Below are 23,045 nucleotides of genomic sequence, written 5' to 3' on the forward strand. Positions count from 1 at the left end.
TTCGCCATGACGCTGTTCACCACCGACTACCTGGAGTACTACCTGACGCTGGTGTCCTGGGTGGTCCACAACGGCATCTGGTCGGTGCTGGTCGCCAGCGGCATGTTCGCCGTCCCGTTCCTGGCGATCATCATCCAGGAATGGCTGAAGGCCCGCGCGGAAGGCGCGGACGAGGGCAACAAGGGGGTGCTGTCCTCGGCTCGCATCGAGAACCGCGTCTTCGTCGCCATCGTGGTGATCATGTTCGCGGGCATCCCCTTCATCGACGTCGATTTCAACACCATCAAGTACGACCGTTCGCGTTCGACCCAATGCCAAGTAAATGTGCCAGAGCCGACCGATACGGGCTGGTCGCAATCGTTCAGCACGATCAACAACCAGTCGGCCAAGGTGCCGGTGTGGTGGTTCGCCATGCACGCGATCTCGCGCGCGATCACCGGCGCCTCGGTCGCGGCCATTCCCTGCGGCACCGACCTGCGGCAGATCCGCATGGACATCGACGCGACCCGCATCGACGACCCGGTACTGGCCCAGGAGATCAGCGACTTCACCCGAGACTGCTACGGCCCCGCCCGCGCCAAGCTGTTCATGACCCGGCCCAGCCTGAGCGAGGAGCAGATGCACGACGTCACCTGGATCGGTTCCAGCTACTTCGTCGGCACCGCAGGCTTCTACGACAGCTACCGCTCCAGGACACCGCGCGATGCCTGGCCGTTCGACGCCACGCGCGACGCCGGCCTGGCCCAGGTGCCCGGCGGGGGCGGCTACCCGACCTGCCGGCAGTGGTGGGCCGACGGCAGCCAGGGCCTGCGGGCACGACTGCTGGCCCAGGTCGATCCCAGCCTGCTGACACGACTGGCCGGCTGGGCGGGCTTCCTGAGCCAGGCCGAGGTCAACGACTCGGTGATCCGCGCCGTCGCGAGCCCTCGGCAACAGAAGCTCAACCGGGGGGCGGTCTACACGGACTACGGTGGCCAGATCGACATGACGCTGCCCAACATCGTCACCCGCGCCGCCAGCGACGTGGGGCTGACCGTCGGATCACTGGGCTATTTCCCGGCGATGGACGTGGTGCGGCAGGCGCTGCCGATGGTGCTGTCCCTGCTCAAGATGGCGCTGGTCATCTGCATCCCGCTGGCGCTGCTGATCGGCACCTATGACCTCAAGACCGTGGTCACGGTGAGCGTGGTGCAGTTCGCGCTGTTCTTCACCGAATTCTGGTTCCAGCTCGCCCGCTGGATCGACTCGACGATCCTCGATGCGCTCTACGGCTGGGGGTGGGGCTGGAACCGGCCGCACACGAACTTCGATCCGCTGGTGGGCCTCAACAACACCTTCGGAGACATGCTGCTGAACTTCGTGATGGCGACGATGTTCCTAGTGCTCCCGGCATTCTGGATTGGCGCATTGACTTGGGCTGGGATTCGGGCCGGAACTGTCGCAAATGCTTTCTCGGCAGGCACCAAAGACGCGGGCAACGCGGGCGGCAAGGGGCCAGGCGTCATGTCGAGGAAGCTGAAATGACTCAGCGATGAACGGCTTCAATCTTCTTCGCTGTACATCACGTGAGAGGTGTCGTTGTAAAGGTTTGGATCGTAGCCAGGCGTTTGACGTAGTTCATCCAGACTCGCAGGAAATTGCAGGTCAAAATCGTCGTCGCCCCCCGGCGTCTGCTCCGCCATCCTGGCTGCCACAACGAGAGCGACCAGTATCAGCGCCACCCAGAATGCGACGTACAGCAACACCCCGAGGACCGCCAGCTTGATCACCCAGATCAGCACCGCTGCACCGCCCGCCGGCAGTGCCTGCGCCACCAGCCACCGATGCGCCCGACGCTCCGCGCGCAGGCAAACGCCCCATACACCGCCCAGCCAGCGGCCGAGTCGCGCTGCGGTGGTCATGCGTGCGGTGTGCTTCATGGTTGGCTACCTCATGGTCGTTCCACGGTCGTTGGGCTGGGCGGTGCCGTTCTCCTTCATGCCTGCCGCGCCGCGAATGCTTCGGCGGTCATGATCAAGCCGGGAAAGTCCTCTCGCATGGCGAGAATGTCCGCATCGCCTGTGATCAATGCATCCGCCTTGCCGACATGCGCGAGCACCAGGAACACCTGGTCCTTCTCGTCGCGGCAGGCCGGCAGGTCGGGCCATGGCATCGGCAGTTCCACCACATCGGCGTAGGGCAGGAAGTCCGCCAGCAACTCCTGCTGTTCCGAGGTCGACAGCTTGAACTTGGGAAAGGCCAGGACGCGCAGGAGTTCACTGGCCGTCTCCCGGCAGACCAGCGGCTGCAACTGCTGTTGCTGCCAGGCATGGCGTATCCAGGCCAGGCGTCCTGCATTGAAGACCAGCGCCGACAGCACGATGTTGGTGTCGAGCACGACCCTGCGCATCAGCGCCGCGCCCAGGCCACGGCATCCTCGACGTCCTGCTCGGTGATCCCGAGTTGCTCCAGCTTCTCGCGCACGGCCTGGGCCTTCTGGACCCGCACGGGGGTCAGGACGATCCGACCGCCTTCGACGGTCACGTCGAAGTACTCCGCCGCATCCACGCCGGACACGGCCGCCTTGGGCAGCGTGATCTGGTTTTTCGAAGTGAGCTTGGCAAGCATGGGAAGCCTCCGTAAGTTTCAAAGGAAATCTTACTTCCTTACTTCATTCCCGACAAGCATGCCTTCGGGCGCATGGATTTCAGGACCTGCCGTGCTTTCAGCGCCGGTTGAAGCGGCCTGATCCGGTGAAAACACAGCGCCTGTTCCGATCCCCGATCCTGGAGCGCATGGGCTCCGCATTGATTGCGGCACACGAAGCCAACTGCCCCTATACCAAAGGGCTTGTCGAAGGCCAAAGGGCTGGGGAAGGGGCAAGGGAATGGCCTCAAGGGGAAAGGCCCCTACCCGAAAGGCCAAAAGGCTCCTCCGGCCAGCCCATCACCAGGATGTCGCCATGCTTTCGCTGTTCCAGCGCAAACGGGTGCCGCTGGCCAACGCCGCGGCACCGCCTCCCGTCGAGCCTGCCAAAGGGTTGACCCGGCCGCAGTCGGCCACATCGCTGCTGGCGGAGCCGCGCCGGCAGCGATTGCTGGAACACATCTGGCAGCGCACCTCGCTGTCGCGTCGGCAGTTCCGCTCGCTGTACCTGGCGCCACTGGAGCGCTACGCCGAGCTGGTCCAGCAGTTCCCGGCCTCGGAGGCGCATCACCATGCCTGGCCGGGCGGCATGCTGGACCACGGCCTGGAGATCGTGGCCTACGCGCTCAAACTGAGGCAGTCCCACTTGCTTCCGGCCGGCGCCTCGCCCGAGGCCCAGGCCGCGCAAGCCGAGGCCTGGACCGCCGGTACCGCCTACGCCGCGCTGCTGCACGACATTGGCAAGATCGCGGTCGACCTGCACGTCGAGCAGGCCGATGGCCTGGTCTGGCACCCCTGGCACGGGCCGCTGCGGCAGCCGTACCGCTTTCGTTACCGGACGGATCGCGAGTACCGGCTGCATGGCGCCGCCACTGGGCTGCTGTACACCCGTGTGCTCGATGCCGGCATCCTCGACTGGCTGAGCGACTACCACGATCTATGGTCGGCGCTGCTCTACGTCCTGGCGGGCCAGTACGAGCATGCCGGCACGCTGGGCGAGCTGGTCGTCAAGGCCGACCAGGCATCGGTGGCCCTGGCGCTCGGCGGTGATCCGGCCAGGGCCATGGCGGCGCCGAAGCATGCGCTGCAGCGCAAGCTGCTGGATGGCCTGCGCTACCTGCTGCGCGAGGAGTTCAAGCTGAACCAGCCCGGCGGCCCGTCGGATGGATGGCTGACCCAGGACGCACTCTGGCTCGTCAGCAAGACGGTCAGCGACAAACTGCGCGCGCATCTCCTGTCGCAGGGCATCGAAGGCATCCCATCGAACAACACCGCCGTCTTCTCGGTGCTCCAGGACCATGGCATCGTGCAGCCCGCCCCGGATGGGAAGGCGATCTGGCGGGCGACCGTCACGAGCGGCACCGGCTGGTCGCACAGCTTTACCTTCCTGCGCCTGTCGCCGGCCTTGATCTGGGCGTCGGGCGAGCGTCCCGCACCGTTCGCCGGCACGGTCACGACGGAAGAGCCCCTCCCTGGCGATGAGGCAGCGCCGGCCTCCGCCGGCATCCCGGCCACCTCACCGCCCCCTGGGGTGGCGGATTCCCCGGCCGGGCTCGCGGACCCGGTCTCCGATCTGCTGTCGATGCTCGATGCATCCGGCGCAGCCACCGCCGGTGCATCGTCCGCCGGCGCGGAACCGCCGTCACCATCCGCCGGAGCAACTGTGACAGTGACCCATTCGGCGCTGACCGGTCCTGCCACGATGCCGGCTCCCGCGAAGGCCACGCCGTCCGGGGAAGCCTTCATCGCCTGGCTCAGGCAAGGCATCGAGTCGCGCAAGCTCATCATCAACGATGCGAAGGCACTGGTGCATACCGTCGATGGCACGGCGTACCTGGTCAGCCCCGGCGTCTTCCAGCGCTACGTGCAGGAACATCCGGAGATCCAGGCGCTGGCCCGACAGGACGATCTGCACGACTGGCAATGGGTGCAGAAGCGCTTCGAGAAGCTGGGGCTGCACCGCAAACAGGACAGCGGCCTGAACATCTGGACCTGCGATGTCACAGGACCGCGCAAGTCGCGGCGGTTGCACGGCTATCTGTTGGCGGCGCCTTCGGCATTGTTCGCGGAAGTCCCGCCGGACAACCCCTACCTGTCCCTGGCGCGCGGCTAGGAGTCTCCTCGCCACACACGGGCAGCGCACCTGCCGACCCTATGTCTTGCATCGTCGATACCCCCTCATGCTCGATGGGCGACCCAACCCTTGAAGGTGAACGCGCAATAGAAAAGGTCGATGTCCGTGAATCCAGCCTCGCGGAGCAGATCGACATCCTGCACGGGCGAAAGCACGGGCAGCCGTTCCTTGATCGCCGCGATGCTGCCTTCGGCTTGACGCACGGGTACGCCGGAAATAGCCGCGAACACCGCATTGCGCGAGAGCCATCTGTCCCGACCGGGATCTTCGCCGGGAAAGCTGTGATGCGCGACGACAAGGGGCGCACCGGGCTTGAGTCGCAGGTGCATCTGCTGCAGCGTCTTCAGGCGCTCGGCTGGCGGCAGGAAATGCAATGTCAGCAGGCAGGTCGCGCCATCGAAGGGCCCCTTGGGGGCGCTGTCGATATAGCCCTCGTGCAAGCGCACGTGAGGCGCCATCGGGCCCAGGATCGTGCGGGCGAGTTCGAGCATCTCTGCGGAAGGATCGACGCCGTCGAACTGCCAGCCGGGCTGCATTTCAGCGAGGGCCTTCAGTTCCAGCCCGCCGCCGGCGCCGAGCACCAGGATGCGCGCGTCGGCCGGCGCGCATTCAGCCAGCAGCACGCCCGCCATCCGGTGCAGGTCGCTCAGGCCCGGCACGATCCTCGCGGTTCTTTCCACATAGCCCGATACAGCCGTCGGGTCGGGGAACGACGTCATCGAGCGCGGCCTTCCGCTTGCGCTGGCTCGATCGTCTCGGGCCAAATCAGTGATCGGTGAATGTGGAATCCCGTCATGGCCCCGTTGCCCACGGCCAGCGACACCGAATGAGGAAACCGTGCCACGTCGCCGCAGGCAAAGACCCCAGGCACCGAGGTCTTGCTCTCGGCATCCGTGCGGATCTGGATTCCCATGGGCGTTTCTTCCAGTGAACAACCGATTGTCTCGGCCAAAGGGCTGGAGGGGGCGGTTCGCGTTACAACAAACAGGCCCGCAAAGCTCAGTCGCCTCCCATCCACCATCGTCACGTCGGCATGTCCCTCGATCCTGTCGATGCGGGCCTCGTCGATGACCACGCCTCGGCGTTCCAAAGTGGACCTGATTTCCTCGTTGAGTTCCAATGCACCGTTGACGAGCAAGGTGACATCCCCCCAATCCGTCAGCAGCTCAGCCTGATGGATGGACATCGGGCTGGCACCGACGATGCCGATGCGTCCCTGTCCAAGTTCATAGCCATGGCAGTACGGGCAGTGAAAAACCGTCTTCCCCCAGCGTTGCGCGAGTCCGTCGATGGCTGGAAGCTGGTCGGTCACCCCCGTCGCCAATAGAATGCGTCGCCCCAGGTGCGACTCGCCATCGGCCGTCGTGACGGTGAATTCGTCCGCCTGCCCGGCGACCGCTTCCACCCGACCTTCAAGCCAGGTCAGCGTTGGATAGGCCTCGAGCTGGCGGCGTGCGTTTGCAGCGATTTCACCTGGCGGCACACCATCCTGGCCGAGAAATCCGTGTGAATGGCTGGCGAAGCGGTTGCGCCGCTGGCCCGCATCGATCACCAGCACTGACCTGCGTGCGCGCACCAGTTGCAGGGTCGCGGCCATGCCTGAGTAGCTTCCGCCGACGACGATCACATCGTGATTCATGATTGATTCCTTGAGTGTCGTAAGGCCGCATGCCGGCGTGCGAAGTCAGAGGCCAGATCGGCAAGGGTGATTTCCGAAAACCGCGTGAGCAGCAGCGCCTCGGCTTCGGCAAACGTGCCTTCGAGTGCCGCATTGACCGTCTGCTCGACCAGACACTCCGGTGTCTCGTTGCGGTTGCCGATGGCAAACGTCGCCGGCTCTCCCAGGGCTTCGTGCAACTGACGCAGGGTGACGCTGCCAAGGTCGGCGTGGATACGCCATCCTCCTGCGTGGCCTCGTTCGGAGGTGACGATTCCCGCTTGCCGCAGGTATCCCATCGTGCGTCGAACGACGACCGGGTTGGTTCCCAGGCACAGCGCCAAGGTTTCCGAGGTAACGGGTCCATCCTGCTCGGCCATGTGCAGCAGCGCATGCAGGACAGACGAGAGGCGGCTGTCTCTTTTCATGAAACAAATGATGTTACGAAAAAGGCCGCGTGTCAAATGCGAGGTGGCAATGAACACCTGGCAAGTCACAGCCTTGACGTACAAGAACGTTGTTGACACCTCACCGCCATGACGGCATGGCTATTCGGTGCCGCTCTCTTCCTCGGACAGTTGCGCCTCGGTCGCGGCCATCAGCGTCGCGGCCGAGCACCCCAGCCCCTTCGCGATCCGCAGGATCAACACCAGCGTGGGCATGTGCTCGCCGCGCTCGATCTTGCCCATGTGCGACCGGGCGATGCCCGCCTGTTCCGCGAGCACCTCCTGCGCCAGCCCCTGCGCGGACCGGGCCTCGCGCACGGCAACGCCGAAAGCGCGCGCTGGCTCGCTTTCATAGGTTCTTGTCCCTGCGGGTCTCCCGCGTTGCACCGATCGCTTCTGCATCAACAGAAGCGTCACGCGCAAAGCGAATCTAAACCACGTTAAACTTATCTCATCGACCGGTCGCGCCCGGTTTTTCCCAGTGTCGGCGTTGTGCAGGTGACACGATGATCGCTCCCGATCCCTTGAACATTGCCCTGTCGGACTGCCTGGCCTATCCCCGGTTGTCGGTGCCGATGGCGGAACATCGCCGGCGCCATCCGGACCACCCCATTCGCCTTCATGAAGAACGCCTGGTGGATCTGCATCGAGGACTGCTCGCGGGGGCCTTCGAGGCAGGCCTCTGCCAGTCGCCCGCAGCACCGGAAGGCATCGATGTGCGCCCCGTCTGGCGCGACACGCTGGCATTGGCCGTGTCGGCCCATCACCCCTTGCTGGCCTTCGCGTCAGTGTCCCTGGAGCAGGCGGCCGACCACCCTTGGATCGCCCTGGATGGCCGCGACTGTGTCGGCTACTGCGAGCAGATCGACTCATTGCTGACGGCGGCCGGCGTCGTCCCCTCGGCCGTCACGACGGCCACATCGTTCGGGTTGATGATGACCTTGGTGGCCGCCGGCTACGGCGTCTGCCTCGCACCCGTCGCCCGCATCGAGGGCCATCGTCCCCTGGGCGTTTTCCAGCGTCCGTTGCAAGAGGGAGCGCTGACGCTCACCACGTACTTCCTGAGCCGTCGAAATACGGACAGCACCCGCCTGGAGCCGTTCTTCCAAGCGCTCCAGGCAAACGCCTGACCGAACTTCGACGCGACCCTGGCTTCATCAGACTCTAGGCGTCGCTTCGGCGGCATCGGCAGCGACGGCTTCGCGCACCAGCCGCTGCACGCCTTGCCGGACCTGCTCAGGGAACTCGGTCGTCACGACTGGCTCGCTCGCCTGCATGCACTGTGCGGCCACCAACCGCGCGGCAAGGTGCAGGTTCGTTGGATTGACGGCTTCGATGGCCGGCCGTGTCCCGAGAGCCTCGTACGAGCGCAGAAGAGCGTGGTAGATGTCCCAGGTGTCGATACCCCGTGGCAGTTGCTTCAGGACGGACTGGACCAGCCTGCGCTTGAGCGGATCGAGTTGCCAGTCCGGCACCCGCTGCCCGCGATGCCCCATGTGGATCGACAGCAGGTTGCCGGCCTGGATCTCGTAGGTGATCCAGCGGCGCGACTTGCCCGCGAGCTTGGCGTAGTCCGCCACCGAGAGGTTGTGTGGTGCCTCGAAGGTCTCCAGCACTTGCAGGCGTTCGCGCTGCGCCTCCGACAGGCGCGGCCGTGCGTACTCGGGCATGCGCACGGCCGACAACCGCTGCACCGATGCCGGCGCTTCGGGTTGGCCGGGCGTCGGCGCGGTCACGATCAGTTGCGGCGCGGTGAGGTCGACCACCGGCGGCTGCACAGCCGCCTGGCCGGCGATGGTCGGCAGACCCTGGAGCGTGATGGTCAGATGCCGGCTGGCAACCTCGACCTGGTTCTGCTCGAACAGGTCCAGGCGATCGGCCCAGTCCTGCATCATGACGCGACGCTGCTCGACGTATTCGGCATGGTTGTAGGTCGCGCTGATCCTGTCCGGGTCGGCATGCGAGAGCTGGGCGTCCACCCATTTCTTCGGGTACCCGAGTTCGTTCAGCGCCGTCGAGATCGTTGCCCGGATGCCATGCCCCGTGAGTTGGTCCTCGTAGCCCATGCGCTTGAGCGCGGCGTTGAGCGTGTTCTCGCTGATCGGGTTCTTCAGGCACCAGTCGCCGGGGATGAGATAAACCTGGGCCGGCTTGAAGTTGTCGAGCAGGTGGCGAACGATCTCCTGCGCCTGCACCGACAGCGGCACGATGTAGGGCGGGATGTCGATGAGACGCTTGCGCTTCTTCCTGGTGAGCAGCTTGCGCTGCTTGAGCCTGGCCACCGGGATGATCCACAGGCCCCGGTCGAGGTCGAACTGATCGGGCGTGGCGAAGCGCAACTCGCCGGTACGCACACCGGTGAGCATCAACAGCCGCAAGCCCAACTGCGTGTTCAGGCGCCCGCGGTACTTGCGCAGTGTCTGCAGCATGACTGGCAGCTCGTGCATGCGCAGGAACGCGTTGTGTTCGACCGGCGGCAAGGGCAGCGCGACCACTTCCAGGTCCCTGGACGGGTTATCGCCCATGTTGGGAATCGCCACCGTGGCGTAGGTGAACAACTGGGTGAACCAGGTCCTCAGCTTCTCGGCCACCGACAGCGAGCCGCGCTTTTCCACCTTGCCGATGATGTCCAGCAGGTGTGCGCGGGTGATCTCGTAGATGGTCAGGTGCCGCAGCGAGGGGAACACGTCTTTCTTGAAGACGCGCCCGATCTGTTCAAGGCTGGTCTGCCGTCCTTCCTCCAGCGAGAGCCGGCGATGGGCCAGCCATTGCTCGTAGACGGCCATGAAGGTGTGCTCGCCGGCCAGGACGATCGCGTGCCGCCTGCGCTTGCGTTCGCTGTGCGGATTGACGCCCTTGGCGAGCAGCGAGCGGGCTTCATCGCGAAGCGCACGGGCGTCCTTCAGCGAGAGCGCTGGATACGTGCCGAAGGACATGCGGTCGCGCTTGCCGCCCCACGAGAAGCGGAAGTGCCACGCCTTTGCACCGGTGGCTGAAACAAAGAGGGAAAGGCCGTCTGTGTCGGCCAGGGTGTACGGTTTGCCGGTCGCCTTGGCCTGGCGAACCGTGAGGTCCGAAAGCATGATCCCAACTCCTTGAAAGCGAGTTGAGTGCCATGTTTCCCATCGGGCCCCGGCTCCCCCAGCAACAATGCGGAACTGGGAAGCTCCGCATTGCGATGTACCACCTAATGTACCGGTTTTGACCGGCTGTCAGTGGATTTCGCTGGACGTCACTGGATCGAAGATTCTTAAAAAATCGAACCGTGACAATGACTTGCAACACTCCATGGACGTCCCTGGAACACCATGGAAAGTTGAAGTGGAGCGGGTGATGGGAATCGAACCCACGCTTGAGGCTTGGGAAGCCGCCGTTCTACCATTGAACTACACCCGCATCGGTGTCGTACCGGGACCGAGATCCCGGCAGAGGGACGAATTATAGCGCGCCTTCACGGCGCGCTGGGCGGCCGGCGACGGCAACGCGCTTGAACCCGGGGACATTCCCGGGCGCGCGCCAGCCGGCGCGCCGTCAATTCGCCGTCAATTCGCGGTGATGTTCGCCGCTTTGACGACTTTGCCCCAGCGTTCGTATTCCGCCTTGGTGTAGTCGCCGAGTTCCTTGGGGCCCATGTAGATGGCTTCGGCGCCCTGTTCGGCGGCTTTCTTGCGGAATTCCTCGGTAGCCATGATTTTCTGGATTTCGCCGGCGATTTTGTTGACGACGGCGGGCGGGGTGTCTTTGGGCGCGTACATGGCGAACCAGGACGAGACGATGAGGTCGGGGTAGCCGGCCTCGGCGGCGGTGGGCACGTTGGGCAGGGAGTCCAGGCGGGCCTTGCCGGTGACGGCGAGGGCGCGGAGCTTGCCGGCGGCGATCTGGCCGAGCAGCGGCGGCGGGGTGGTGATGGTCATGTCGACCGCGCCGCCGAGCAGGTCGTTGAGGGCCGGGCCGGTGCCTTTGTAGGGGATGTGGGTGATCTGGGTGCCGGCCATCTGGTTCAGGAGCTCAGTGGCGACCTGTTGCAGCGAGCCGTTGCCGGAGGAGGCGTAGTTGAGCTTGTTGGGGTTGGCCTTGGCGTAGTCGACGAGTTCCTTGAGGGACTTGATGGGCAGGTCGGGCCGGACAACGACGACCTGGGGCGCCGAGAGCACGTTGGCGACGGGCGCGAAGTCTTTGATGGGGTCCCAGCCGCCGGTGGGGGTGACGTGGGGGGTGATGACCTGGAAGCCGGAATATTGCAGCAGCAGGGTGTAGCCGTCGGGCTTGGCGCGGGCGACGGCCTGGGCGGCGATGCCGCCGGAGGCGCCGGGCTTGTTCTCGACGACGACGCTCTGGCCGAGCGCGGCGCCCAGGGGCTGGGCAATGAGGCGGGCGGCGATGTCGGTGGTGCCGCCGGGCGCGGCGGAGACGATGAGCGAGATGGGGCGGTCGGGGAAGTTCTGCTGGGCGTGGGCGGCGCCGGCGGCGGCCAAGGCGATGACGGCGGCGCAGGCGCGCAGGGCAAAGCGGGGTAGTGCCATGGTTGTCTCCTGGTTTTGTTGTGGTGGAGCGGTTTCGGGGTTGAAAGCGGTCAGGCGGCGTCGGGGAAGCGCTCGGCGAGCCAGGCCGGGGGCTGATGCAGGGCCAGCCGCTGGCCGGCCTGGAGCAGCGCGTTGGGCAGGCTGCGCTGCACGAGCTCGGGCAGACCGCGCACGATCTGCATGAGGGGTTCGAGGGCGACGCCGGTCTGTACGCCCATGCAGGCGAACATGTGCACGAGCTCTTCGGTGTTGACGTTGCCGCTGGCGCCGGGCGCGTAGGGACAGCCGCCGAGGCCGCCGGCGGCGGCGTCGAAGCGGGTGATGCCCGTCTGCCAGGCGGCGATGGCGTTGGCGAGCGCCATGCCGCGGGTGTTGTGCAGGTGGACGGTGAGCGCGGCGCCTGGCAGGCGGCGGGCGGCCTGTTCGCACAGGTCGGCGACCTGGGTGGGGTAGGCCATGCCGGTGGTGTCGCACAGGGTGATGCCCTGCGCACCGGCCTGGACGAGGCGGTCGGCAAGGTCGAGCACGGTGGCGGCGGGCACGTCGCCATCGAAAGGGCAGCCGAAGGCGGTGGACAGCGAGACGTTGCAAGGCGCGCCGGCGCGCCGGGCGGCGGCGAGCACCTGGGACAGTTCCGCGAAGGACTGTTCGCGCGTCATGCGCAGGTTGGCGCGGTTATGGGTTTCGCTGCAGGACATGACGAGGTTCATTTCGTCGGTGCCGGCTTCGAGGGCGCGCTCCAGGCCCCGCACGTTGGGGACGAGGGCGGTGTAGATGACGCCTTCGCGCCGCCGGATGCCGCGCATGACGTCGACCGCGTCGGCAAGCGCGGGAATGGCCTTGGGCGAGGTGAAGCTGGTGACCTCGATGCGGGCGAAACCGCAGGCCGAGAGCGCGTCGACGAAGGCGATCTTGTCTTCGGTGGCGACGAGGGCCTTTTCTATCTGCAGGCCGTCGCGGGGGCCGACTTCGTTGATTTCGATGCGGGCGGGCCCGGTGTTCATGCAATGACTCCCTTGGCGCGCAGGGCGCTGCGCTGTTCGGCGGTGAGGCCCGCGGATTCGAGGACGGCGTCGGTGTGCTCGCCCAGCGTCGGGGCGCGGTCGTGGACGGCGCCGGGATTCTCGGAAAGCAGGGGGAAGACGGCGGGCATTTCGACGTTGAGACCGCTGGCCGATTCGACCTGGGTGATGGCGTTGCGGGCGCGGTAGTGGGGATCGCGGGCGATGTCGGCCACGTTGTAGATGCGGCCGGCGGGCACGTGGGCTTCGAGCATGGCGGCCAGCACTTCGTCGATGCTGCGCTGGCGGGTCCAGTCGCCGATGGCGGCGTCGATTTCGGCGACGCGGCGCGCGCGGCCGTCGTTGTGGGCGAGGTCGGGGTCCTGCCCAAGGTCGTCGCGGCCGATGCGGGCCATGAGCCGGGTGTAGATGGCGTCGCCGTTGCCCGCGATGAGCACGTAGCCGTCGCGGCAGGGGTAGGCGTTGGAGGGCGCGATGCCGGGCAGCGAGGCGCCGGCGGGTTCGCGCACGGCGCCGAAGACGGAGTATTCGGGAAGCAGGCTTTCGCTGAGGTTGAAGAGGCTTTCGTAGAGGGCGGCGTCGATGACCTGGCCCTGCCCGCCGCGCGCGTCGCGCTGGTAGAGGGCGAGCAGCACGCCGAGAGCGCCGTGCAGGCCGGCGATGGTGTCGCCCAGCGAGAGGCCGGCGCGCACGGGCGCGCGGCCGGGTTCGCCGTTCAGGTAGCGCAGGCCGGCCATGGCTTCGCCGATGGCGGCAAAGCCCGGTTCGCGCGCCTTGGGGCCGGTCTGGCCGTAGCCCGAGATGCGCAGCATGATGAGGCGCGGGTTGAGTTCGTGCAGGGCTTCCCATGAGAGGCCCCATTTTTCCAGGGTGCCGGGGCGGAAGTTCTCGATGAGCACGTCGGCCTCGCGGGCCAGCAGGCGCACGATGTCCTGCCCTTCGGGCTGGCGCAGGTCCACGCAGACGGACTGCTTGTTGCGCGACTGGGCTTCCCACCAGACGGACGTGCCTTCGTGCAGCAACCGCCATTTGCGCAGCGGATCGCCCTGCCCGGGCGGCTCGATCTTGATGACCTGCGCGCCGAAGTCCGCCAGCGTCTTGGCGGCGAACGGCCCCGCGATGAGTTGTCCGAGTTCCAGCACCCGTATGCCGGCGAGAATCTGCCCTGCCATGCGGCCTCCGGTGTCCATTCCTGATTGAAAGGCGCCCAGTGTGCGCGCAAAGGGCCGACCGGCGGAATGGACAATCGGGAAAAGGGGCGTTCCCGGATCGAGAAAGCCCCGCCGGGGCTGCCTTCCCGGGGGCTGTCTTCCCTACTCCTGGACCTGGCCGCGCAGGTGGGCCAGCAGCAGGCGGGCGGCCACGGTGAGGGATTCTTCGGCGCCGCGCACGCCCAGGAGCAGCCGGCGGCGGGCCCAGTCGTCGGCGAGGGGAATGAGCCGGATGGGCATGGAGCGCGCGTGCGGCTCGGCGGCGATGCGGGGCAGCACGCCGACCCCGCCCGTGGCGGCCACCATGCGGCAGATGGCGTCGAAACTGCGCACCTGGATGCGCAGCTTCATGGCGCGGCCCAGGTTGGCGCTTTCTTCGGAAAGCCGGGTGGCGAGGGAGGTGGCGGGCGGCAGGCCGACGTAGTCGTAGGCCAGGGTGTCGGCGAAGGCGATCTGCGGCTGGCCGGCCAGGGGATGCCGCTGGGGCGCGATGAGCACGAGCTCGTCGAGCCGGTAGGGATAGGTGAGCAGGCCGGGCGCGGGGGTGCGGTCGGCGAAGACGCCGATGTCGGCGCGGTTTTCGTGCAGGGCGGTGACGATGTCGCTGCTGTTCTGCTCTTCCAGGTCGATGCGCACGGCCGGATGGGCCTCCATGAAGGCGGCCAGGTCTTCGGGCAGGAACTGGGTAAGCGAGGAGGTGTTGGCGGCAATGCGCACCTGGCCGCGCACGCCCTGGGCGAAGTCGGAGAGCGCGCCGGCCATCTGGTCCACTTCCTGCAGCACGCGCAGCGCGTGGACGAGACAGGCCTGGCCGGCGTCGGTAAGCTCCACGCCGGCGGCATTGCGGTACAGCAGGGGCGTGCCCAGGGCCGCCTCCAGGTCGGAGATGCGCTTGCTGGCCGCGCCCACGGCAAGGTGCGAGTGGCGGGCGCCGGCAGAGATGCTGCCCTGGCGCGCCACCGAGACGAAAAGCGAGAGCGTGACGAGGTCGATACGGGCAATGTTCATGGAAAAGACGCCGTGGCGGGCCGGGCAGGCGCGGCCCGCCGGGATGAACGCGCCCGTGTCCCGGACGCTGGCATGCCGGACATTAATGTCCCTATTTTAGGGCGTCTGGACGACGCGCCCGCCCCGGCGGTGCCACTACAATCCCGCCTATGAATACGCATACCCCGGCGGGCACGCCCGCGAATCCCCCCGAGCATAACCCTGCCGCGCCCGCGCCGGGCGCGGTGTCGCCGTCGACCCAGGCCGCGCTGGAAAGCGCCGCGCGCGCACCCAACAGCCCGGGCGCCACCCATATCCGCAGCTTCGTGCACCGCCGGGGCCATATCACCCAGGGCCAGCGCGAGGCGCTGGAGCGGCTGCTGGGCAAGTGGTCCATTCCGTACGCGCCGCGCCGGCTCGATCCTGCCGCCGCCTTTGGCCGCGAGGCGCCCACCATCCTGGAAATCGGCTTCGGCATGGGCGAAACCACCGAGAAAATCGCCCTCGCCCGTCCGGACGACAATTTCCTGGGCGTGGAGGTGTTCAATGCCGGCGTGGGCTCGCTGCTGCGCCGCATCGAAGACTCGCAGATCCAGAACCTGCGCATCATCCAGCACGACGCGGTGGAAGTGGTGCGCGACATGATCGCCCCCGACTCCCTGGCGGGCGTGCACATCTATTTTCCGGACCCTTGGCCCAAGAAGCGCCATCACAAGCGCCGCCTCATCCAGCCGCCCTTCGTGTCGCTGCTGGCCAGCCGCATCGCGCCGGGCGGCTATCTGCACTGCGCCACCGACTGGGAAGACTACGCGGTGCAGATGCGGGAAGTGCTAAGCGCCGAGCCGCTGCTGCGCAACACGGCCGAGGGCTATGCGCCCCGCCCCGATTACCGCCCCCTGACCAAATTCGAGACGCGCGGCCTGCGCCTGGGCCACGGCGTCTGGGATCTCATTTTCAAGCGAGTCGCCTGATGCTCTATCCGCCGATCGACCCTTACCGCCACGGCCTGCTGGACACCGGAGACGGGCACCAGATCTATTGGGAGCTCTGCGGCAACCCCGAGGGCAAGCCGGCGGTGTTCCTGCATGGCGGGCCGGGCAGCGGATGTTCGCCGGTGCACCGGCAGCTTTTCGATCCGCGCCGCTACAAGGTGCTGCTGTTCGACCAGCGCGGCTGCGGCCGTTCGCAGCCGCACGCCAGCCTGGAGAACAACACCACCTGGCACCTGGTGGCCGACATGGAGCGGCTGCGCGAGGAAATCATGGGCGCGGAGCAGTGGCTGGTGTTCGGCGGCTCCTGGGGCTCGACCCTGGCGCTGGCCTATGCGCAGACCCATCCCGACCGCGCCAGCGAGCTGGTGCTGCGCGGCATTTTCGGGCTGCGGCGCGCGGAGATCCAATGGTTCTACCAGGAAGGCGCGTCGTGGCTGTTTCCCGACCAGTGGGAGCACTACCTGGCGCCGATTCCCGAAGAAGAGCGCGGCGACCTGGTCATGGCCTACCACCGCCGGCTCACGGGTGGCGATCCGGCCGAGCAGCTGCGCGCGGCCAAGGCCTGGAGCCGCTGGGAAGACAGCACCATCACCCTGCTGCCCAGCCCGCGCCACCAGCAGAGCCATGCGGCCGACCGGGCCGCGCTGGCTTTCGCGCGCATCGAGAACCACTATTTCGTAAACGGCGGCTTCATGGAAGAAGGCCAGCTCATCCGCGACGCCTACAAGCTGCACGGCATTCCCGGCACCATCGTGCAAGGCCGCTATGATGTCTGCACGCCGGCGCGCACGGCGTGGGATCTGCACCGCGCCTGGCCGCAGGCGGAGTTCCATCTCGTACCCGACGCCGGCCACGCCTTCGACGAACCCGGCACGCTGGCGCGCCTCATCGCCGCCACCGACGCTTACGCAACACGCTGAGGATACGCATGCACATCACACTGAACGGAGACGCCCGCGAGTTTCCCCTGGACACCACCGTCGACGAACTGCTGCAGGCCCTGGGCTACGCGGGCAAGCGCGTGGCCGTGGAGCGCAACGGCGAAATCGTGCCCAAGAGCCAGCACGCGCAGACCGTGCTGTCCGACGGAGACCAGCTCGAGATCGTGGTGGCCGTGGGCGGCGGCTGACCGCCCGCGCACGGCCTCTCATCCATCCGACGGCCGCGATGCGGCCGTTTCTTTTGCGCCCCCGCCGGCGCGCCGCAACAAACGATGCGCAACATTCTTGCCTGATCCCTCATGGCTCTAGCAACCTGTTACATGCTGGTTCTCGTGCGGCGCGGAAAACGCGGTACATAATCGTCGGGCAGCGGCGCTGTCCGCCTGGCAGTTTCTCTCAAGCCAACACTGATAAAGGAATCGCTATGGGTCTGCTCAATTTCATTAAGGATGTCGGCGAAAAGCTCTTCGGGGCCAGCGAGGCCAAGGCCGCCACCGCGGACGAGCTGAAGAAAGAGCTGGACAAGCACGGCCTGAATGCCGATGGCCTGAATATTTCCGTGGACGGCGACAAGGTCACCATTTCGGGCGAAGCCGCCAGCACGGAAGATGCCGAGAAAATCGCCCTGGCGCTGGGCAATACCGTGGGCGTGGCCCAGGTGGACAACCAGCTCAAGGTGAAGCAGGCGGCGCCCGAAGCCACCATGTACACGGTGCAAAAGGGCGACAACCTGTGGAAGATCGCCGAAGCGCACTATGGCAAGGGCCAGGGCGCGAAGAACACGCTGATCTTCGAGGCCAACAAGCCCATGCTGACCAGCCCCGACAAGATCTATCCGGGCCAGGTGCTGCGCATTCCTCCGCTGCAGTAACCCCCCGCCATCCGCGGGCGCTTCCGTGCCGGATGCGCCCGCGAACGCCACGGCTTACTTGAAGCCGAAGCGGCCCAGGCCCTTCATGCCGCCCATGGCGCGCATCATCTTGGCCATGCCGCCTTTTTTCATCTGCTTCATCATGCCCTGCATCTGCTCGAACTGAGACAGCAGGCGGTTGACTTCCTGTACGGGCACGCCGGCGCCGGCGGCGATGCGGCGCTTGCGCGAAGCCTTGATAAGCTCGGGCTTGGCGCGCTCGGCCGGCGTCATGGAGTTGAGGATGCCCTCGGTGCGGCGCAGCTGCTTTTCGGCCTGCCCGCCCTGGAGCTGGCCGGCGGCCTGCTGGAACTGGGTGGGCAGCTTCTCGAGCAGCGAACCCATGTCGCCCAGCTTCTTCACCTGGCCGAGCTGGTCGCGGAAGTCGTTGAGGTCGAACTTGTTGCCCGACTTGATCTTGGCGGCCAGCTTCTGCGCTTCGGCGATGTCGATGTTCTTCTGGGCCTGCTCCACCAGGGAGACGATGTCGCCCATGCCGAGCACGCGCTGCGCCATGCGCTCGGGGTAGAACGGCTCCAGGCCGTCGAGCTTCTCGGACACGCCGACGAACTTGAGCGGCTTGCCGGTGACGTGGCGCACCGAGAGCGCCGCGCCGCCGCGGGCGTCGCCGTCGAGCTTGGTGAGCACCACGCCGGTGAGCGGCAGCGCCTCGGCGAAGGCGCGCGCGGTGTTGACCGCGTCCTGGCCCTGCATGGCATCCACCACGAACAGGGTTTCGACCGGCTTGACGAGATCGTGCAGCGCGCGGATTTCGCGCATCATGGCCTCGTCGATGCCCAGGCGGCCGGCCGTATCGAGAATGAGCACGTCGTAATGATGGCGGCGCGCGTGGTCGACGGCATTGCGGGCGATGTCTTCGGGCTTCTGGCTGGGATCGGAGGGCAGGAAGTCCACCCCGACCTGGGCCGCCACGCTTTTCAACTGGTCGATGGCCGCCGGGCGGTAGACGTCGGCCGACACCACCAGCACCTTCTTCTTGCCGGTCTTGCGGCCATGCTGCACGTGCTGGCCTTCGGACAGCCAGCGCGCCAGCTTGCCGGTGGTGGTGGTCTTGCCCGCGCCCTGCAGGCCGGCCATGAGGATGACGGCGGGCGGCTGCACGGCCAGCGAGAGCTCGCCGGCCTCGGGGCCGAGGTCGCCTCCCATGAGGGAGGTGAGCTCCTTATGGACCACTCCCACCAGGGCCTGGCCGGGGCTGAGGCTGGCGGCGACCTCCTCGCCCAGCGCCTTTTCCTTGACGCGCGCGACGAAGTCGCGCACCACGGGCAGCGCCACGTCGGCTTCCAGCAGAGCCATGCGCACTTCGCGCAGCATCTCCTGCGTATTGGCCTCGGTAAGGCGAGCTTCGCCGCGCAGCGTCTTGACGACGCGCGACAGGCGCTGAGTTAGGTTATCGAGCATGAGAGGCGTTTCCGCTTAAACTAGTCGATTGAACGGCGGCCGCGGGCGCGCGTCAGGCGCCCATGGGCGAAACCTGAGGAAAACCCCGCGCAACCAGGCGGCCCCAACCAGACTACGGTTTCTATGTCACTAGGCATTGTATTTCACACAGCGGCCGCCTTGTCGTACGCCGTGCTAGGGGGCTCGCTCTGGCTGCGGCTGGCCCGGGGCGGCGGCGTGGAACAGACGGGCAAGACGGCGCGGCTGTGCCTTCTGGGTGCCCTGGTCCTGCATGGAGCCGGCCTGCAGCAGTCCATGCTGGGCGCCCAGCATCTTTTCATCGGCTGGGCGCTGGCCCTGTCGGCGGCCATCTGGCTGGGCATGGTGGTGTTCTGGCTCGAAAGCCTGCTGGTGCGCATCGACGGCCTGCAGCTCCTGCTGCTGCCCGCCGCCACCCTGGCGAGCGGCCTGGCCGCCCTGTTCCCGCAGGGGCAGTTCGTGCCGCACGCGGGCAACCCCTGGCTGCGCGCCCACCTGCTCATCGCCCTGGCCGCCTACGGCCTCATCACCATCGCGGCGCTGCACGCCATGCTGATGGCCCTGCTCGACCGCCACCTGCACCGCCCGCTGGATTCGCCCGCCGAGCGCAGCATCGTGGGCCGGGTGCTGGATTCCCAGCCGCCGCTGCTGGTGCAGGAGCTGCTGCTGTTCCGCATCATCTGGATCGGCTTCGTGGTGCTGACGCTGGCGGTGGGCTCGGGCTCGGTGGCCTCCATGATTCTTACCGGCAAGGTGCTGCCCTTCGATCACAAAACCGTCTTCACGCTGCTGTCGTGGCTGACCTTCGGCGTGCTGCTGCTGGGCCGGCATGTGCGGGGCTGGCGCGGGCGCGTGGCGCTGCGCTGGACGCTGACGGGCTTCGCTTTCCTGATCCTGGCCTACACCGGCAGCCGGTTCGTGCTGGAAATGATTCTGCACCGGAGCTGACATGGGCAAGCTGCTGTTCTGGATATTGCTGATCCTGGCGGCGCTCACGGTGGCGCGCATCGCCGGACGCATGGCGGCGAACCGCCAGGCCGCGCCGCGCGGCCCCTCCGCCCGCCCCGCTCCCGGACGCCCTGCCGCCGCGACCGAAACCATGGTGCGCTGCGCGCACTGCGGCATCCACCTGCCGCGCTCGGAGGCGCTGCTGCAAGGCGGGCAGACCTGGTGCAGCGCCGAGCACGCCCGGCTGGGCGCCCCCAGGCGCTGAGCGCGGGGCCGCTTTCGGAAGCGGCCCGCCCCGCACGGCATAATGCCGGATGGATCAACATGCTGGAGTCTCATCCCATGGCATTGCTCCTCGACCGGCACGGCTGGCTCGCGCCCTCCCCGGGCGTGGCCCGGCTGCCCTCTCCCAATCACGACGCGCGCCCCGCCGGGACGCAGGTGTCGCTGCTCGTGCTGCACAACATCAGCCTGCCCCCGGGCCGCTTCGGCGGACCGGAAGTGGCCGGACTGTTCCTGAACACGCTGGACTACGGATCGCATCCCTGGCTGGAACGCCTGCGGGGGCTGCGCGTCTCGGCGCATTTCTTCATCCGCCGCGACGGCGGCCTGGCGCAGTTCGTGTCCACCGACGCGCGCGCCTGGCACGCGGGGGTGTCGCGCCACGCCGGCCGCGAACGCTGCAATGATTTCTCGCTGGGCATCGAGCTGGAAGGCACCGACACCCTGCCCTACACCGATGCCCAGTACGCGGCGCTGCGCCGGCTTGTGCCGGTGCTGCGCGCGCGCTATCCGCTGTCGGCCGCGCGCGGGCACGAGCACATCGCGCCCGGGCGCAAGACCGACCCGGGGCCCGCCTTCGACTGGAAACGCTTCGGGCGCGACTGCGGATTCCTGCGGCGCCAGCTGCCGCCGGTCTGAACAAGGAGAACGGGTTATGTTGAAGATCTGGGGACGGCTGAGTTCCGTCAACGTACAGAAGGTGATGCTGGCCGTGCGCGAGCTGGCCCTGCCTCACACGCTCATTCCCGCCGGCGGCCCCTACGGCGTGGTGGACACGCCCGCCTTCACCACCCTCAACCCCAATCGCATGGTGCCCGTCATCGACGACGGCGGCTTCGTCCTGTGGGAATCCAACGCCATCGTGCGCTACCTGGCCTCCCGGTACGGCGAGGGTTCGCTGTGGCCGGAAGACGCCTGTCTGCGCGCCGACGCCGACCGCTGGATGGACTGGCAGGCCACGACCTGGCAGCCCGCCATGCTGCCGGCCTTCCTGGGGCTGGTGCGCACGCCCGAAGACCGGCGCGACGCGGCCGCTGTCCAGGCATCCATGCGGCGGGCCAACGCCTGCGCCCTCATCCTGGACCAGGCGCTGCGCGACCGCGAGTTCATCGTGGGCCGCCACCTCACCATGGGCGACGTGGCCCTGGCCGCCGCGGCGCACCGCTGGTTGGCCCTGCCCGCCGAGCGCCCGGAAACGCCGGCGCTGTCGGCCTGGTACCGCCGCATCATGATGCGGCCCGCCACGCAGGGCGTGCTGACGCTGCCGCTGCAGTAGGCGCACGGCCCTGGCGCCGGCGTTCCACGGCTCAGCGCTCCCGTGAAATCCCGGGCGGGGCATCGCCGAGTCTGGCATCGTCTCGCGGCAGCAGCGCGTCGAGAGCGACGGCTTCGGTCATCGCAAGCCTGCCTTCACCGCCGGGATGCGGATGGCCGCCGGAATCGTACGTAGCGCGCGGCCTGCGACGGCATCCCGGCCGCCGTGCGGCGGCACAGCCCCGAAGCCCGCATCGACGGCGTGCCGGTCGCTCCATGGCGGGCCCTGGCGTGGAGTCCATTGCAGACGTACATAACGACCTAACGACCCGGTGTCCGGCCCGGTAGTCATGTCCGGCCTGGGCGCGTTCGGGGCAGGGCTCGGCAACGAGCGCTTCCACCTGGCCCCTTCGGCCGCGCGAAAGCCCTGTCCATGATCCGGGAGATCAAGGGCCACGCCGCCATGCGGCGTCGATGCGCTGGTGGCGCTGTCGCGCCTGGCACACTCGCGGCGCAGGGAATTCGGGGCCATCGAAATCAACCCGCTATGCTCGTGCCGCCTGCCGGCCCAGCTCAGCCGAAATCCGCATCCCGGCGTCCTGCAGCAGCGGCGCCATGTCGCGCAAGCGCCCTCGGCAGGATGATGTGTTTCCATCCACGCGCCCACACGGGGCGCGACAACAGCCTCTGTCGGATCACATCATCACCGATAGAGTTTCAATCCACGCGCCCACACGGGGCGCGACGTGACACGCGGCCTCATCCGCCAGGAGGATCGGGTTTCAATCCACGCGCCCACACGGGGCGCGACATGTCAGCAGCCCGTTGACCGTGAGAGGGCCGTTGTTTCAATCCACGCGCCCACACGGGGCGCGACCCTGCTGGATCCCGAATACCGAAAGCTTTTGTACTGGTTTCAATCCACGCGCCCACACGGGGCGCGACGATGCGCTCGACCGGAATGGCGTTGCCGCTGGTGTTTCAATCCACGCGCCCACACGGGGCGCGACCCGGGCCTATGCCGACGCTATGGCGCTGCTGGATGTTTCAATCCACGCGCCCACACGGGGCGCGACGCGGTCGCCGTGCAGGGCGGCCAGCTCGGCATTGAGTTTCAATCCACGCGCCCACACGGGGCGCGACCGCTCGTCGTGTTCAAGGGTGAGCTGCAGCAGGTTGTTTCAATCCACGCGCCCACACGGGGCGCGACAAGTTCGGCAGTGCATCGCCAGCAGCGGGAGCGGAGTTTCAATCCACGCGCCCACACGGGGCGCGACGGCGAGGATCAGGCCAAACACCTGCGGCCAATGAAGTTTCAATCCACGCGCCCACACGGGGCGCGACCGGGTCTTCACAATTCCTTCACGCAGCAAGAAAAAAAGCGCGGCCTCCGCGAACCGCAGGCCAAAGTGGTCCATGCGCCGCCAAGCCGCCGCCACAAGACAAAATTCTCAGCAAAAACAAAGACATGAAAAGTCGCGAACCCTCACGGGGGCACGCACGAACACTTAGGGTTCGCGGTCGCCTAGAATACCAGCGGCCCATCGGTAATCCCCCCATTTTTAGCGTTTGCCAGAAGTAGGAACGCTATGCGGCCATGGCGAGCCGCTGTTTTGGGGTAAATCCGCCCAGAGCCATATTTGGGCGCTCGTGATTGTAGGACCACATCCACT

Annotated in this window: 24 protein-coding genes, 1 tRNA gene and 1 CRISPR repeat array; of the genes, 11 read left to right on the forward strand and 14 right to left on the reverse strand. The window is 67.1% G+C overall.

Annotation, left to right across the window (positions count from 1 at the left end; translation table 11 throughout):
* Positions 1 to 6: 6 nt before the first annotated feature.
* Positions 7 to 1,524 (forward strand): conjugal transfer protein TraG N-terminal domain-containing protein, encoded by a 1,518-nt coding sequence (locus NGJ44_RS20345; protein ID WP_086071291.1) that lies wholly within the window; start codon positions 7 to 9, stop codon positions 1,522 to 1,524.
* A gap of 17 nt (positions 1,525 to 1,541) precedes the next feature.
* On the opposite strand, the gene NGJ44_RS20350 is transcribed toward NGJ44_RS20345, so the two are convergent.
* Genes NGJ44_RS20350 through NGJ44_RS20360 form a run of 3 tightly spaced genes read right to left on the reverse strand, consistent with a single transcriptional unit; the run spans position 1,542 to position 2,607 of the window.
* The gene (locus NGJ44_RS20350; RefSeq protein WP_062737770.1) at positions 1,542 to 1,919 is read right to left on the reverse strand and encodes a DUF3742 family protein; all 378 of its coding nucleotides are present in this window, start codon (positions 1,917 to 1,919) and stop codon (positions 1,542 to 1,544) included.
* Between the two features lie 56 nt (positions 1,920 to 1,975).
* The gene (locus tag NGJ44_RS20355; protein WP_062737769.1) at positions 1,976 to 2,389 is read right to left on the reverse strand and encodes a putative toxin-antitoxin system toxin component, PIN family; all 414 of its coding nucleotides are present in this window, start codon (positions 2,387 to 2,389) and stop codon (positions 1,976 to 1,978) included.
* The gene (locus NGJ44_RS20360) at positions 2,389 to 2,607 is read right to left on the reverse strand and encodes an AbrB/MazE/SpoVT family DNA-binding domain-containing protein (protein ID WP_006489017.1); all 219 of its coding nucleotides are present in this window, start codon (positions 2,605 to 2,607) and stop codon (positions 2,389 to 2,391) included. Before NGJ44_RS20360 ends, NGJ44_RS20355 begins: the two co-directional genes overlap by 1 nt.
* A gap of 334 nt (positions 2,608 to 2,941) precedes the next feature.
* On the opposite strand from NGJ44_RS20360, the gene mobH reads away from it, so the two are divergent.
* Positions 2,942 to 4,738 (forward strand): MobH family relaxase, encoded by a 1,797-nt coding sequence (gene mobH, locus NGJ44_RS20365; RefSeq protein ID WP_251865475.1) that lies wholly within the window; start codon positions 2,942 to 2,944, stop codon positions 4,736 to 4,738.
* A gap of 65 nt (positions 4,739 to 4,803) precedes the next feature.
* On the opposite strand, the gene NGJ44_RS20370 is transcribed toward mobH, so the two are convergent.
* The 4 genes from NGJ44_RS20370 to NGJ44_RS20385 form a co-directional block, all read right to left on the reverse strand.
* Entirely contained in the window at positions 4,804 to 5,478 is a 675-nt protein-coding gene (locus tag NGJ44_RS20370) for a class I SAM-dependent methyltransferase (protein ID WP_121372618.1), read from the reverse strand.
* A complete protein-coding gene (locus NGJ44_RS20375) occupies positions 5,475 to 6,398 on the reverse strand; it encodes an NAD(P)/FAD-dependent oxidoreductase (protein ID WP_086071290.1) in 924 nt (307 codons plus the stop codon). Before NGJ44_RS20375 ends, NGJ44_RS20370 begins: the two co-directional genes overlap by 4 nt.
* Positions 6,395 to 6,844, reverse strand: a complete 450-nt coding sequence (locus tag NGJ44_RS20380) for an Rrf2 family transcriptional regulator (protein WP_086073464.1) — start codon at positions 6,842 to 6,844, stop codon at positions 6,395 to 6,397. The genes NGJ44_RS20375 and NGJ44_RS20380 overlap by 4 nt, the downstream gene beginning before the upstream one ends.
* A 120-nt stretch (positions 6,845 to 6,964) precedes the next feature.
* Positions 6,965 to 7,264, reverse strand: coding sequence for a helix-turn-helix domain-containing protein (locus NGJ44_RS20385; protein ID WP_027350562.1), 300 nt, complete (start codon positions 7,262 to 7,264; stop codon positions 6,965 to 6,967).
* Positions 7,265 to 7,368: 104 nt separating this feature from the next.
* Between NGJ44_RS20385 and NGJ44_RS20390 the strand changes: the two genes are divergently transcribed.
* The gene (locus NGJ44_RS20390) at positions 7,369 to 7,992 is read left to right on the forward strand and encodes a LysR family substrate-binding domain-containing protein (RefSeq protein WP_086071289.1); all 624 of its coding nucleotides are present in this window, start codon (positions 7,369 to 7,371) and stop codon (positions 7,990 to 7,992) included.
* 27 nt (positions 7,993 to 8,019) lie between these two features.
* Here the strand turns inward: NGJ44_RS20390 and NGJ44_RS20395 are convergent, their stop codons facing one another.
* From NGJ44_RS20395 to NGJ44_RS20420, 6 genes are all read right to left on the reverse strand, one after another.
* The gene (locus NGJ44_RS20395; RefSeq protein ID WP_251865477.1) at positions 8,020 to 9,945 is read right to left on the reverse strand and encodes a tyrosine-type recombinase/integrase; all 1,926 of its coding nucleotides are present in this window, start codon (positions 9,943 to 9,945) and stop codon (positions 8,020 to 8,022) included.
* Between the two features lie 239 nt (positions 9,946 to 10,184).
* Positions 10,185 to 10,258 (reverse strand) — tRNA-Gly (locus tag NGJ44_RS20400).
* Positions 10,259 to 10,404: 146 nt separating this feature from the next.
* Positions 10,405 to 11,385, reverse strand: a complete 981-nt coding sequence (locus NGJ44_RS20405; protein ID WP_251865478.1) for a Bug family tripartite tricarboxylate transporter substrate binding protein — start codon at positions 11,383 to 11,385, stop codon at positions 10,405 to 10,407.
* 50 nt (positions 11,386 to 11,435) lie between these two features.
* A complete protein-coding gene (locus tag NGJ44_RS20410; protein WP_053243905.1) occupies positions 11,436 to 12,389 on the reverse strand; it encodes a hydroxymethylglutaryl-CoA lyase in 954 nt (317 codons plus the stop codon).
* Positions 12,386 to 13,579, reverse strand: a complete 1,194-nt coding sequence (locus tag NGJ44_RS20415; protein ID WP_251865480.1) for a CaiB/BaiF CoA transferase family protein — start codon at positions 13,577 to 13,579, stop codon at positions 12,386 to 12,388. Before NGJ44_RS20415 ends, NGJ44_RS20410 begins: the two co-directional genes overlap by 4 nt.
* 141 nt (positions 13,580 to 13,720) lie before the next feature.
* Positions 13,721 to 14,626 carry a LysR family transcriptional regulator gene (locus NGJ44_RS20420; protein ID WP_053243906.1) on the reverse strand — a complete coding sequence of 302 codons (906 nt, stop codon included), beginning with the start codon at positions 14,624 to 14,626 and terminating at the stop codon, positions 13,721 to 13,723.
* A 149-nt stretch (positions 14,627 to 14,775) separates the two neighbouring features.
* On the opposite strand from NGJ44_RS20420, the gene trmB reads away from it, so the two are divergent.
* The 4 genes from trmB to lysM all read left to right on the forward strand — a co-directional run bounded on the left by trmB (position 14,776) and on the right by lysM (position 17,409).
* The gene (gene trmB, locus NGJ44_RS20425) at positions 14,776 to 15,576 is read left to right on the forward strand and encodes a tRNA (guanosine(46)-N7)-methyltransferase TrmB (protein ID WP_053243907.1); all 801 of its coding nucleotides are present in this window, start codon (positions 14,776 to 14,778) and stop codon (positions 15,574 to 15,576) included.
* A complete protein-coding gene (pip, locus tag NGJ44_RS20430; RefSeq protein WP_053243908.1) occupies positions 15,576 to 16,517 on the forward strand; it encodes a prolyl aminopeptidase in 942 nt (313 codons plus the stop codon). Before trmB ends, pip begins: the two co-directional genes overlap by 1 nt.
* 8 nt (positions 16,518 to 16,525) lie before the next feature.
* Positions 16,526 to 16,726, forward strand: coding sequence for a sulfur carrier protein ThiS (gene thiS / locus NGJ44_RS20435; protein WP_251865482.1), 201 nt, complete (start codon positions 16,526 to 16,528; stop codon positions 16,724 to 16,726).
* Between the two features lie 236 nt (positions 16,727 to 16,962).
* Positions 16,963 to 17,409: a peptidoglycan-binding protein LysM gene (gene lysM, locus NGJ44_RS20440; protein ID WP_053243910.1), complete on the forward strand. Its 447-nt coding sequence runs from the start codon at positions 16,963 to 16,965 to the stop codon at positions 17,407 to 17,409.
* Positions 17,410 to 17,463: 54 nt separating this feature from the next.
* Here the strand turns inward: lysM and ffh are convergent, their stop codons facing one another.
* Positions 17,464 to 18,870 (reverse strand): signal recognition particle protein, encoded by a 1,407-nt coding sequence (ffh, locus tag NGJ44_RS20445; RefSeq protein WP_251865484.1) that lies wholly within the window; start codon positions 18,868 to 18,870, stop codon positions 17,464 to 17,466.
* A 123-nt stretch (positions 18,871 to 18,993) separates the two neighbouring features.
* Between ffh and NGJ44_RS20450 the strand changes: the two genes are divergently transcribed.
* The 4 genes from NGJ44_RS20450 to NGJ44_RS20465 all read left to right on the forward strand — a co-directional run bounded on the left by NGJ44_RS20450 (position 18,994) and on the right by NGJ44_RS20465 (position 21,394).
* The gene (locus NGJ44_RS20450; RefSeq protein ID WP_053243912.1) at positions 18,994 to 19,836 is read left to right on the forward strand and encodes a cytochrome C assembly family protein; all 843 of its coding nucleotides are present in this window, start codon (positions 18,994 to 18,996) and stop codon (positions 19,834 to 19,836) included.
* A gap of 1 nt (position 19,837) precedes the next feature.
* Positions 19,838 to 20,101, forward strand: coding sequence for a PP0621 family protein (locus NGJ44_RS20455; RefSeq protein WP_251865486.1), 264 nt, complete (start codon positions 19,838 to 19,840; stop codon positions 20,099 to 20,101).
* Positions 20,102 to 20,178: 77 nt separating this feature from the next.
* A complete protein-coding gene (gene ampD, locus NGJ44_RS20460) occupies positions 20,179 to 20,757 on the forward strand; it encodes a 1,6-anhydro-N-acetylmuramyl-L-alanine amidase AmpD (RefSeq protein WP_251865488.1) in 579 nt (192 codons plus the stop codon).
* Positions 20,758 to 20,773: 16 nt separating this feature from the next.
* Complete coding sequence (locus NGJ44_RS20465; RefSeq protein ID WP_251865490.1) at positions 20,774 to 21,394, forward strand: glutathione S-transferase family protein; 621 nt, start codon at positions 20,774 to 20,776, stop codon at positions 21,392 to 21,394.
* Between the two features lie 625 nt (positions 21,395 to 22,019).
* Positions 22,020 to 22,716: direct repeats of the CRISPR family, unit length 32 nt; unit sequence GTTTCAATCCACGCGCCCACACGGGGCGCGAC.
* Positions 22,717 to 23,045: the final 329 nt, after the last annotated feature.

This window comes from Achromobacter sp. Marseille-Q4962 (assembly GCF_943737005.1).
Lineage (GTDB): Bacteria > Pseudomonadota > Gammaproteobacteria > Burkholderiales > Burkholderiaceae_B > Achromobacter.